Annotated in this window: 11 protein-coding genes; 9 read left to right on the top strand and 2 right to left on the bottom strand. The window is 60.5% G+C overall.

Going from position 1 to position 11,178, the window contains the following annotated elements:
- Positions 1-39 precede the first annotated feature (39 nt).
- From tssD to IC235_RS02270, 9 genes are all read left to right on the top strand, one after another.
- Complete coding sequence (tssD, locus tag IC235_RS02315) at positions 40-672, top strand: type VI secretion system tube protein TssD (RefSeq protein ID WP_191003553.1); 633 nt, start codon at positions 40-42, stop codon at positions 670-672.
- Positions 597-1,313 (top strand): SDR family NAD(P)-dependent oxidoreductase, encoded by a 717-nt coding sequence (locus IC235_RS02310; RefSeq protein ID WP_191003552.1) that lies wholly within the window; start codon positions 597-599, stop codon positions 1,311-1,313. The genes tssD and IC235_RS02310 overlap by 76 nt, the downstream gene beginning before the upstream one ends.
- A gap of 232 nt (positions 1,314-1,545) precedes the next feature.
- On the top strand, positions 1,546-2,871 hold the full coding sequence (locus IC235_RS02305; protein WP_191003551.1) for a cryptochrome/photolyase family protein: 1,326 nt from the start codon (positions 1,546-1,548) through the stop codon (positions 2,869-2,871).
- A 221-nt stretch (positions 2,872-3,092) separates the two neighbouring features.
- Positions 3,093-3,722 (top strand): TetR family transcriptional regulator C-terminal domain-containing protein, encoded by a 630-nt coding sequence (locus IC235_RS02300; protein WP_191003550.1) that lies wholly within the window; start codon positions 3,093-3,095, stop codon positions 3,720-3,722.
- A 96-nt stretch (positions 3,723-3,818) separates the two neighbouring features.
- Complete coding sequence (locus tag IC235_RS02295) at positions 3,819-5,123, top strand: ABC1 kinase family protein (RefSeq protein ID WP_191003549.1); 1,305 nt, start codon at positions 3,819-3,821, stop codon at positions 5,121-5,123.
- A 559-nt stretch (positions 5,124-5,682) separates the two neighbouring features.
- A complete protein-coding gene (locus IC235_RS02285) occupies positions 5,683-6,873 on the top strand; it encodes a serpin family protein (RefSeq protein WP_191003547.1) in 1,191 nt (396 codons plus the stop codon).
- An 80-nt stretch (positions 6,874-6,953) separates the two neighbouring features.
- Complete coding sequence (locus IC235_RS02280; RefSeq protein WP_191003546.1) at positions 6,954-7,499, top strand: hypothetical protein; 546 nt, start codon at positions 6,954-6,956, stop codon at positions 7,497-7,499.
- A gap of 40 nt (positions 7,500-7,539) precedes the next feature.
- Positions 7,540-8,412: a dienelactone hydrolase family protein gene (locus tag IC235_RS02275; RefSeq protein WP_191003545.1), complete on the top strand. Its 873-nt coding sequence runs from the start codon at positions 7,540-7,542 to the stop codon at positions 8,410-8,412.
- A 114-nt stretch (positions 8,413-8,526) separates the two neighbouring features.
- Entirely contained in the window at positions 8,527-8,997 is a 471-nt protein-coding gene (locus tag IC235_RS02270) for an Mpo1 family 2-hydroxy fatty acid dioxygenase (protein WP_191003544.1), read from the top strand.
- Positions 8,998-9,060: 63 nt separating this feature from the next.
- On the opposite strand, the gene IC235_RS02265 is transcribed toward IC235_RS02270, so the two are convergent.
- Together IC235_RS02265 and IC235_RS22550 are read right to left on the bottom strand one after the other, a co-directional pair.
- Positions 9,061-9,756 (bottom strand): hypothetical protein, encoded by a 696-nt coding sequence (locus tag IC235_RS02265; RefSeq protein ID WP_191003543.1) that lies wholly within the window; start codon positions 9,754-9,756, stop codon positions 9,061-9,063.
- Positions 9,757-9,852: 96 nt separating this feature from the next.
- Complete coding sequence (locus IC235_RS22550; RefSeq protein ID WP_191003542.1) at positions 9,853-11,139, bottom strand: helix-turn-helix domain-containing protein; 1,287 nt, start codon at positions 11,137-11,139, stop codon at positions 9,853-9,855.
- Positions 11,140-11,178 lie beyond the last annotated feature (39 nt).

Genomic DNA, 11,178 nt, shown 5'->3' with positions numbered 1-11,178 from the left:
TATTCGCCCTTCCTTTCTACCCTACCCCGCTTCCACCTAATGGCCTCCTTCTCCGCCGAGCTGCGCGTGGCCGGCCACGTCTTCCCCATCCAGCACTGCACCTACGAGGCCACGCAGGCCACCGACACCCGCGGGCGGGTGGTGAGCAAGGTGCGCCGCACGTCGGCCGAGTTCGTATTCGACGTGCCCGACGGCTCCTTTCTGGTCGACTGGGCCAACAACCCGGCCAAGCGCCTGCCGGCCGAATCCGTGTTCTTCGACGAGCAGCGCCGCCCGATCGAAACGCTGAGTTTCGGGGCCGCCTACTGCGTGGGCTACCAGGAGTTCTTCGCCAGCGGTGACGCTGCAGGCGGGGCCTACCAGTGCCGAGTAACCCTCTCCGACCCCGACGGCTGGCACTGGCGACCCGGCGGCCCCCGGCCACCCCGCAGGCGCTCTTGCAAAATCCGTTTGGGCTCCCCCAGCCGCCCCCGCCCCCGGTGCTGCCCCCGGGTTACTCCTCCGTTGCCGTATTTCCTGGGGCATCTCTGCCCCATGGCAAACCTTCCTACTCTGGCGGGGTTAGCAAAACATTCGTACCGCTTAGCTTTTCCTGCATGGATTTTACCGACAAAAACATTCTGCTTATTGGCGCCTCGTCGGGCATTGGGCTGGCCACGGCGCAGCTGCTGAGCAAGCTCAACGTGAACCTGTTTACTGCCTCGCGCCACCTCTCGCCGGAGCTGGCAGCGCTGGGCACCTCGCACCTGACCTACGACGCCACCCAGCCGGTGGGCTCAGCTTTCGAGGCGCTGCCCGACGTGCTTCACGGCGTGGCCTACTTTCCGGGCAGCATCAAGCTGCGGCCGTTCGAGCGCATCCCGACTGAGGATTTTCAGACTGATTTTGACCTCAACGTGCTGGGCGCAGTGCGGGTGCTGCAAGCTACCATCAAGCGGCTAAAAAAAGCCGATGCAGGGGCCTCAGTGGTGCTTTTCAGTACCGTGGCGGCCGAAACGGGCATGAGCTTTCACGCTAGCATCGCCACCGCGAAGGCGGCTGTTGAAGGGCTCACCCGGGCCCTGGCAGCCGAGTACGCTGCCAGCGGCGTGCGCGTGAATTGCATTGCCCCCTCCCTTACCAATACGCCCCTGGCCGCGGCCCTGCTTAACTCCCCCGAAAAGGCCGAGGCCGGCGCCAAGCGTCACCCCTTGCAGCGGATCGGCCAGCCCACGGACTTGGCGTACACGGCCGCCTTCCTGCTTTCTGACCACAGCTCCTTCGTGACTGGGCAGGTGCTGGCCGTGGATGGAGGCATGGGCAAATTGAAATAGCGTTTTAATTACCCCTGGCCAAACTGGCGGCAGTCTTTTTAAGGAGCATAGCGACTAAGACTGCTAGCTACGGGCACGGATGCAGTCTCCAGACTGCCATGTTTATGTCCATTCAACGGTTAACGCGGCAGTCTGGAGACTGCATCCGTACTCGTGGCTGGCAGTCATGCTGTCTGCGACAGCTTAAGACTGCCGCCAGCAAACAGATGCTAAACAACTTCTGACACCTATCATGAAAATCTGTCTGTTCTGGCACCGGCGCGACCTGCGCTTCCACGACAATGCGGGGCTGGCTGCCGCCCTGGCTAGCCAGTTGCCCGTGGTGCCGCTCTTTATTTACGACCGGGACATTCTGGACCATCTACCGAACAAAGCCGATGCCCGGCTCACCTTCATCTTCGATGAAGTGGAACGGCTGGCCAGGGCAACCGAAGCGGCAGGCGGCACTTTCCTGGCGCGCTACGGCAAACCGCTGGAGGTGCTGGCAGCTTTACTACAAGAATTCGACGTGGCTGCCGTATACACCAACGAGGATTATGAGCCCTACGCCACCGCGCGCGACACCGCCGTGGGCCAGCTGCTGCACCAGCACGGCGTTGACTTCCGCCGGTACAAGGACCAGGTCATCTTCGCCAAGGACGAGATAATGACTAAATCGGGTACGGTGCCCAAGGTTTTTGGAGCCTACCACAAAAGCTTCCTGGCCAAGCTGACCGACGACTTACTGCAGCCCTACGGCTCGGCCCGCGATTTTACGGCCCGCCACCTGCACCGCCTCGACCCCGAAAAGGCGGGCCCGCGCCCCACTTTAGCGAGCATGGGCTTCGAGCGACGGGAACAGTACGTGCCCACCGCCGACCTGCCCGACCAGGACGTGGTGCGCAACTACCACAAAACCCGCAACACGCCCGCCCTGCAAAACGGTACCACGCGCATTTCGGTGCAGCTGCGCTTCGGCACCCTCAGCGTGCGGCAGGTGATGCAGCAGGCCAAAGCCCTGAACCCGAAGCTGCTGGCCGAAATTATCTGGCGCGACTTCTTCATGATGCTGCTCTGGCATTACCCCAACACCGCCAGCGAGGCCTACGACCCTAAGATGCGGAATGTGCCCTACCGCAACAACGAGGACGAATACCGAGCCTGGTGCGAAGGCCGCACTGGCTACCCGCTCGTCGACGCCGGTATGCGCGAGTTGAATCAGACCGGCTACCTCCCGAACCGCGTGCGGATGACGGTGGCAGGCTTCCTGGTCAAGCACTTGTTTATCGACTGGCGCTGGGGCGAAAAATATTTTGCCGACCAGCTGCTCGATTACGAACTGGCCAACAACGTGGGCAACTGGCAGTGGATGGCCGGTACCGGCGTCGTTTCGGCGCCATGGTTTCGGGTGTACAGCCCGGAAAGCCAACTGGCGCAAGTCGACCCGGAGCTGCAATACGTGAAGCGCTGGGTGCCTGAGGTGGGCACCCCGGCCTATCCGGGCCCCATCGTGGAGCACAAGTTTGCGCGGGAGCGGGCGGTGGAGGCTATCCGAACAGCTCGCATCGCGGCTGGATAATGGATGCGGGACGCCACCTTGGCGGCACCGCTTCCGCAGATACGCTGCGTTTGTATGGATTGCTAAACCGCCGCGGGATGACACCTTGGCAACACTGCTGCTCCGCCAAGTATCAGCCCCGGCCCGCCAAAGGAGGTGCCCCGCCTGCTTGGCGGAGCGTTTTACAAAAGGTGGCGGCTCCTTTCCCCGAACCTACCGCCTGGCACGGCGGTTATCACTACATGGAAAAAGACCGCATCAAACAAGCTTATCTCGACTTCGTGCTCAACGAAGGCCGCCCGCCACAATCGGTGTTCAAGCTTACCCAACAGCTGGGCATTGCCGAGCAGGAGTTCTATAAGCTCTACGCTAATTTTGAGTCGATTGAGCGCGAGCTGTGGGCTGACTTTGGCCGGCAGGCGCGCGAAGCCGCCGCTACCGAGCCGGTGTGGGAAGGCTACGGCAGCCGCGAGAAGTTGCTGGCGTTTTATTACACGCTGCTCGAAATTCTTAAGCAGAACCGCTCCTACGCCCTCATGAGCCTACGCCGCTCCCTCCACCGCGTGCCGGCCCTCACCCCGCAGGTGCTCGATGATTTTCGGCAGGACTTCGAACGGTTCGTGGGCGACTTGCTGGCCGCCGGCCGGGTGAGCGGGGAAATTGCCAACCGCCCGCTGGTGCAGGAGGGCTACCCGCGTTTTTTCTGGCAGCAGGCTCTGTTCGTGCTGGGCTTTTTTGCCAAGGACGACACCGTAAACTTCGAGCGCACCGACGCCGCCGTCGAAAAAGCCGTAACCTTAAGCTTCGATCTGGTTGGCCGCAACACCCTGGACTCGGCCGTGGATTTCGTACGGTTTCTGGTGGGTAAGTAAGCTCCGACTATAGTCTAGAGCACCGCCCGCTGAACTACTCTCCTCTCCCACCCAATCTTTTTTAACCATACTCCAACCCTGGGTTGGAGGTACGGCATGTCTGACGAACCCCAAACTTCCCTGCCGACCACGAAAGTGGCCCGCGCGGCCCGCTTTGCCAAAACCGGCTTCAACGTCGGCGCCAACTACGTGAAGCACTACGCTAAGCGGGCCGTGGGAGCCGAATCAACCACTGCAGACTTGCACGCGGCCAACGCCGCCGAGCTTTACGGCACCCTGAGCGAGATGAAAGGCTCGGTGCTGAAAGTAGCCCAGATGCTGGCTATGGAGAAAAACATGCTGCCTACGGCCTACGCCGAGCAGTTTGCCAAGGCGCAGTACCAAACGCCGCCGCTGTCGGGCCCGCTGGTGGTGAAGGCCTTCCGCGACGCTTTCGGCCAGTCGCCGTTTCAGCTCTTTGATGAGTTTGAGGCCGAAGCCCGCCAGGCCGCCAGCATTGGGCAGGTACACTTCGCGCGTAAAGACGGTAAAGATCTGGCCGTGAAGGTGCAATACCCCGGAGTGGCGGCCAGCATCAAGTCGGATATCAACCTCGTGAAACCTATTGCCCTGCGCGTTATGGGGCTGAGCGAAGCCCAGGTCCGCCCCTACTTAGCGGAAGTAGAAACGCGACTGCTGGAAGAAACTAACTACGAGCTGGAGCTACGCCGCGGCCAGGAAATAGCGGCTCGCTGCCAAGGCCTGGCACATTTGGAATTTCCCGCCTATTACCCCGCGTACTCTACTGCCCGCATCCTGACTATGGACTGGCTGCCGGGCCAGCACCTGAAGGAATTTCTGGCTACCGACCCCGCCCAGGAAGTGCGCAATCAACTAGGCCAGGCGCTGTGGGACTTCTACCAGTTTCAATTCAACACGCTGCACCAGCTACATGCCGACCCGCACCCGGGCAATTTTCTGCTGCGCACCGAACACGGCGGCACCCTGGGCGTGCTCGATTTTGGCTGCGTTAAGGAGGTGCCGACGGAGGTGTACCGGCTGTTTACGGCCCTGCTAGCCCCGGAAACCATTGCCGATGAAACTCGCCTGGCGGCGCTGCTCACCGAAGCCGGCGTGCTGCGCGCCACCGATGCCCCGACCCTCCGGGCTCTGTACCTGCGCACTCTGCAGGTATCGTTGGAGCTGGTAGGCCGCCCCTTCCGGCAAGCTACGTTCGACTTTGGCGACCCGGCCTACCTGGCCGCGCTCTACGCCTTGGGCGACGACATGATGGCCGACCCCGAGCTGCGCAAGCAGCGCGAGCCACGCGGCTCCGAGCATTTCATCTACCTCAACCGGACCTATGTAGGCCTGTTCGCCCTGCTCACGGAATTAGGCGCTATAGTACGAACTGGGCAATAGCACGGCCCCCTTTGTAACCAGCTACTGAATGAATGGTAGTGACTTTTCTTATTGCTTCACGAGTCGGTGCGCAATGGGCACGCCATCTACGTTCAGAACTATTTTAATAAATCTGAATACTAATTAGGCAAGGTTATATTTTCTAACAGATCTGACGAAATCAAAAATATGTAACAAGCAATTGATTTCTTGCGAAGAGCCAAGGTGGGCCTGGCAGCAACTTTTGCCACCACGGCTGATTTCATGCCCATAGATTTTCAAGGGGAAGCCGGCAGGAGCGTTATTGAGCAGGTAGTGCATAAAACATTTCTGGCAGTGGATAAGCAGGGTACTGAAGCCGTAGTGGTCATGGCCCTATACGGGTTACTGCTCCCGGCCACCGCGTTACGATAAAGGCCAACTCGCCCTTTTTCTATGCCATTGTCGATGATCACAGTAGGAACCTGCTTTTTGCGGAAACTGTCAGCGGCCTAGCGTAACTGCCTTGCCGGGCGCAGATTCCTTGTACTCACTCTATATCTACTTTTGGGCAACTATACTCATCACCTTGCCCCTTGCAATGTCTTCTCTCTCCCCGGTGCAGGCCAGTGCTTCCCGAACGGCCCAAACTACCTTCAGTCTGGCCCTGGTCCGTCGGGTGGCGCAACTCTCTGATAACTCTACTGTGGTGCTGTCCCCCTTAGGCATCCTGGCGGCATTGGCCCTGGTCATGAGTGGGGCGGGCGGGGCAACCCAGGCGGCCTTGGCCGAAACCCTTTTTGGCAGCTCTCAGGATTCTGCCGCTTCGGCGACCGGCTTTGCGGACCAGTTGCGACAGCTCCTCCAGCCGGATAGTCCGGAGGACGGGAACCCGATACTCCACCTGGCTACTGGTATGTGGATGGACCACAGCTTCGCGCTGGCGCCCGCCTTCGCCAATCAGGCCCGCACGCTTTACCAAGCGGAGGTAGCCAGGCTGCCCTTGGCCGGCCCAGACGCGGCCTCCACCATTAACTCCTGGGTGCAGCAGCACACCGCAGGGCTTATTGCTGAGATAGTGTCAGCCGAAGTGCTGGCGGCTCCGCTACTCAAGGTCGTGCTGGTGAACGCGGTGTATTTCCAGGCCCGCTGGGCGAGTGAATTCGATCCAGGTGACACCCAACCTGGCTTGTTTAGACGGGCCGATGGTACAGCACAGCCGGCTGACCTGATGCGCCAAGTCAGCCGAGAAATTGGCTACCTGGCTGGTGATGGCTGGCAGGCCGTGCGACTTCGTTACGACGGCTACCCCAGCGACTTTTCCATGCTCGTGTTTGTGCCGGACGAGCCCAGTGGCCTGCCCGCTTTTTTGACCACTCTCAATGCCACTAGCTGGGATTCTTGGCACGCGGCCCTCAAGTATCCGGCTCAGCAATTGGAAGTCGAATTGACTCTGCCCCGCTTTCGAATAGAATGGAACGGCGACCTGGCACCCTACCTTCAGCAGATGGGCCTGACCGCCCCTTTCGCGCCCACGGCTGATTTTACCGCTATGGGTTTCCAAGCGGGCGGGGGTGCTATCGAGCAGGTAATACATAAAACGTTTCTGGCAGTGGATGAGCAGGGCACTGAGGCCGCAGCGGTGACCGCCATAATGTGGATGGGCTCGGCTAGTGATACTGCTCCTCTTCGCCGCGTTACGGTCAAAGCGGACTCGCCCTTTTTCTATGCCATTGTCGATGATCAGAGCGGGAGCCTGCTTTTTGCGGGAACCGTCGGCGACCTAACGTAATTGCCTTGCTGGCAGGCGGCGAGTCAACTACTTCCCGTACTTTGGTGCCCGGCTACCTCTGACTTCTTATTTTAGCTGGTATGGACATTCAAGCGGAACTACTGCGGGAGCACTCGGCCCGGCAAACGCGCCGGCTGACTGACTATGCCTGCTCGCACCCCCGTTGCTTCGCCGCCTTGCTCAAGGTGTTTTGGTACGGCACCACCCGGGAGCGGCAACTGGCGGCTGATGTGTTGGGCTGGGTTGGTGAGCGGCGGCCCCAGTGGTTGGTGCCGCATTTGGCCGGCTTGCTGGCGGCTACGCAAGCCGGCGCCGAACAGCACCCGGCGGTACGCCGGGGCGTGGCCCGCGCGCTGCAGTTTGTGACGGTGCCCGAGGAATGGCAAGCCGCCGCCTTTGATACCTGCCTGGACCTGCTGCTAGCCCCGGCCGAGCCCGTGGCCGTCAAAGTTTATGCCCTGACCGCGGCGGCCCGACTGGCGGCGCCCTATCCGGAGCTAGCGGCCGAAGTAGTGGAGGCAACCGAGAAAGCCTTGAGTGCCAGCAGTTCGGCGGCGCTGCACCACCGGGCAGCGCAAGAATTGCCGAAACTACGCCTCGCCCAGCGGGAAGTTTTGCCAGGTTAGCTGTTGACGTTGCTCATTCATTTCCCTTTTTCTGTCCTTCATGAAAAAACTTTTCACCCTTACTGCTGCGCTATTTAGTCTTACGTTCTCGGCCACGGCCCAGAAAATGGCGAGCTGCTGCGCCCGGCCCGCCGGTCATTCGTCGGCTTCGGCCACCGAGGCGTTTGCTATGCTCGCGACCAACAAAGACTTCTCGGGCGGCCACGACGCTCCCCTGCCCTACACCTACGCTGGCGAAGGCCAGAACATCGAGTTCAAAACCGCCGACGGTACGCCGGGCCGCGGCTTCGAGATTAAGAGCGCCACGCCCAGCAATCAGTACTTGTTCGTCATTCACGAGTGGTGGGGGCTGAACGATTACATCCGGAAAGAGGCCGCCACTTTCGCCCGCGAGCTGCCCGGCGTCAACGTCATTGCCGTGGATTTGTACGACGGCAAAGTGGCCACCACGCCCGAAGAGGCCGGCAAGTACATGGGCGAAGTGAAAACCGAGCGCGCCGCGGCCATCCTCAAAGGGGCTCAGCAGTACGCGGGGCCGAAGGCAAAGTTCGCCAGCATCGGCTGGTGCTTCGGCGGCGGCTGGAGCCTGCAGGAAGCCCTGCTCGGCGGCAAGCAAACCGTGGGCTGCGTGATGTACTACGGCATGCCCGAGAAGGATGTCGCTAAGCTCAAAACCCTGAACACCGACGTACTGGGCATCTTCGCCAGCCAGGACAAATGGATTAACCCCGAGGTTGTGGGCCAGTTTAAGAAGGACATGGCTGCGGCCGGCAAGAAAGTAACCATTGAGACCTACGAGGCCGACCACGCTTTCGCCAACCCTTCGAACCCCAAGTTCAACCAGGAGTACGCCACCAAGGCGCACGCCCGGGCCCTGGCCTACCTGCGCGGTAAATTCAAGGTGAAAGCCTAAGCCGGATGGGATGAATACCAGAAAGCCTTCCCCGCCGGGAAGGCTTTTTTTTATTGCTAACTTGTTAGCCGCTAGCGCCTCCTTCCTCTGCTTCACCTCCTCACTCCTTCCACCATGGCCCCACTTGCTGCCCTCCTCGTCGAATACGGCGAAAGCCACCAGAATCCTACTAATAAGCTGGTACACTGGGTTTGCGTGCCGCTAATCATGTTCTCGCTGCTGGGTTTGCTGTGGTCGGTGCCCGTACCGGGGGCCATCCAAAGCATCAGCCCCTGGCTGAATTGGGGTACCCTGATAATGGCGCTGACGCTCGTGTACTACGTGCGCCTGAGCGGGCGGCTGGCCCTGGGCATGGTGCTGGTGTGGCTGGCCATGGCCCTGGCCCTGCGCATAGTGGTGGGGGCCACCGCCTTGCCACTATGGGCCATTTGCCTCATCATTTTCGCCCTGGCCTGGGTCGGGCAGTTCTGGGGCCATCAGGTGGAAGGCAAAAAGCCCAGCTTCCTCAAAGACCTGCAGTTTCTGCTGATTGGCCCGCTGTGGCTGCTGCACTTTGTGTACCGGCGCCTTGGCTGGCGGTATTAACCGGACCGGGTTACGGGCTGCGTCCGGCCGACTCCGTAACCAGGGCGGAATACACTGCTTGGACTATCGCTCATCCATCGGCTCGTAATTCATGCGGAGGGCCCCTGTGTCGCCCGTCACGGTTAGGTCTAGGTTGGCCAGGGTGGAGCTGGAGTTGAGCAGCACCGCGGTAGAGCCCGCGGCAAAACGGATGACGCCTCGCTGACCCGGCTGGAGGGTAGCCTTACCGAAAATGCCGCCGGCCCGGGGGCGCTCCTTGATTTCTACGGCGACCTTGCCTTTATTTTTTGCCACTACTTTAAATGCCCCGCGCTGGCCTCCCCCGAGCAAAAACTGTTTGCCGGGCTCAATAGATAAATCGGAATGAAGGTGCCCGGAAAGACCACCCGACACGACCGGCCCGGCTAGCAATACGGCGGCCAATACGGCCACCGAAGCAGCCAAAGTGGTCTTACTAAATAGCCTCTGCCGCACGCCGGGCAGCCAGGTCCGGAGGCGATTGCGGAACCAGCCATCGACCGACCAGCGGCTTGCTCCCATCGCCAGCAACAGCACCAAGCCCCCGAATAGCTCCTGCTGCAAGTGCATGCCCCCGAAGAATGCCGACCCGACCTGCTTGGTAAGCCAATCGGAGGCTTCCAGCGTGGGCCAGCCGGCTTCGACTGTAAGTACACCCAAGTGCAGGCAAAAGGCAAGTAGTCCCAGAGTGACGGTGGCGCGCCAAGTAGTTAGGGCGGTGGAAGTAATCGCGTTTTTCATGAAGTAAGACGGCCGGGGCCATTGGTGAAACGATGCCCAAAAGTCCCCTTACGAAGCCGCCATAGCGCTTCATATTACGACTTGGGCCGTCTCAGCTTATGATTTGAGCCGACTCACTTCCCCAGGGGTACGTCCGGTGAGCTTTTTAAACACCCGGTTAAAGGTGGACTTCGAATTAAAGCCGCATTCTAACGCGATGCCTACCAACGAGTAATGGCTCAGGTAAGGGTCTTGTAGCTTACGCTCGGCCTCAGCGACGCGGTAGCTATTCACAAAATCATTAAAATTCTGTCCACAGCCGGTATTGATGACGTGCGAAAGCAGGGAAGTATTGGTGCGAAGGCGGTGCGCCAGCTCCGACAGGGTCAGCTCAGGCTCTAACCAGGGCTGCTCTTCCTCCATTAAGCGCAACAGTTTTTCGCGCCAAGGCTGCAACTCCGGCGCCAGTATAGTCGCCGAGGCCCGCGTTTCCAATACGTTGATGCCGCTGCCTGCCGGCATTGCGAATGGAATCTCCTCCACGGGAGGGTCCCCCGCTGCTACCGGGGTAAGCGGTGGGCGGTTGAGCAGCGAGGGCGCTTCCGACTCGGCCTCAAATCGCAAGGGTACTATTGCCGCATAGTTGGCCTGCAGGCCGATCACACTGAGGTAATAAATCAGGACGCCATTGGCCAGGTAAGCATACCAGGAATCGCCGTAGCCCAAGGGCCCAACGAGGGCATCGAGCGCAACGAGCCCCAACCATACCAGCAGAGCCAACAGGGCCGCCAGTAACAAATCGCGCAAGCCCCGAAACCGGAGGCGAGTCGTGTCCGAAAAATGGTCGTCGAGGTAGCGGCGGTAGCGGCGGTAGCGGCGCAGGGTAGCAAGGCCGTAGCCCAGCATGGAGGCGTAGCCGATTAGTTCGTTTAGCGCGTTCAGCTCATCCAAAAAGGCTGCGCCACGGCCCTTAGTGCCAAAATGATACGGCAGGGCCTGGCCGAGCAGTTTATGCCCCCAGGCGATATCATAGACGGCCATGGCCACGTGCGCCCCCACGTACACCAGCCACGGCGCCAAGTGCCACCAGTGCCGCCGCAGCCCGAAGGCCTGGTTGGTTAAACTGCGGAAGTAGAGGTAAAATACCGGCCCCCAGGCGAGCCAAGGCCGCCACGGCACGTAGAACATGAGCGTGGAATAGTGGTCGTGGCTGTCGTACCACCCGGCAAATCCGAGCATCCACTGCGCCACCGGTAACACGTTGAGCAGCAGCAGCAGGCCCAGCAGGCCATCGGCTAGCGTACCCGTGCGGATCGCTCGTATCAGCAAATGGCCCGCCAGCACCAACCCTGGCACGACGAACGGCAGCAACAACGCGCTTTGGGGCCTGAACTCAAATAGCACGGTGCGAAGCTACGAACGCTAGCTATTCGCCCCGGGCCG

The organism is Hymenobacter montanus, from assembly GCF_014699115.1.
Taxonomy (GTDB): Bacteria; Bacteroidota; Bacteroidia; order Cytophagales; family Hymenobacteraceae; genus Hymenobacter; species Hymenobacter montanus.
This window is presented reverse-complemented; position numbering and strand designations above follow the sequence as displayed.

Coding starts and splice junctions, on each gene's coding strand:
- IC235_RS02295 (WP_191003549.1), top strand. CDS start 3,819: ATGTCTGACGAACCCCAAACTTCCCTGCCGACCACGAAAGTGGCCCGC.
- tssD (WP_191003553.1), top strand. CDS start 40: ATGGCCTCCTTCTCCGCCGAGCTGCGCGTGGCCGGCCACGTCTTCCCC.
- IC235_RS02310 (WP_191003552.1), top strand. CDS start 597: ATGGATTTTACCGACAAAAACATTCTGCTTATTGGCGCCTCGTCGGGC.
- IC235_RS02265 (WP_191003543.1), bottom strand. CDS start 9,756: ATGAAAAACGCGATTACTTCCACCGCCCTAACTACTTGGCGCGCCACC.
- IC235_RS02275 (WP_191003545.1), top strand. CDS start 7,540: ATGAAAAAACTTTTCACCCTTACTGCTGCGCTATTTAGTCTTACGTTC.
- IC235_RS02270 (WP_191003544.1), top strand. CDS start 8,527: ATGGCCCCACTTGCTGCCCTCCTCGTCGAATACGGCGAAAGCCACCAG.
- IC235_RS02300 (WP_191003550.1), top strand. CDS start 3,093: ATGGAAAAAGACCGCATCAAACAAGCTTATCTCGACTTCGTGCTCAAC.
- IC235_RS02305 (WP_191003551.1), top strand. CDS start 1,546: ATGAAAATCTGTCTGTTCTGGCACCGGCGCGACCTGCGCTTCCACGAC.
- IC235_RS02285 (WP_191003547.1), top strand. CDS start 5,683: ATGTCTTCTCTCTCCCCGGTGCAGGCCAGTGCTTCCCGAACGGCCCAA.
- IC235_RS02280 (WP_191003546.1), top strand. CDS start 6,954: ATGGACATTCAAGCGGAACTACTGCGGGAGCACTCGGCCCGGCAAACG.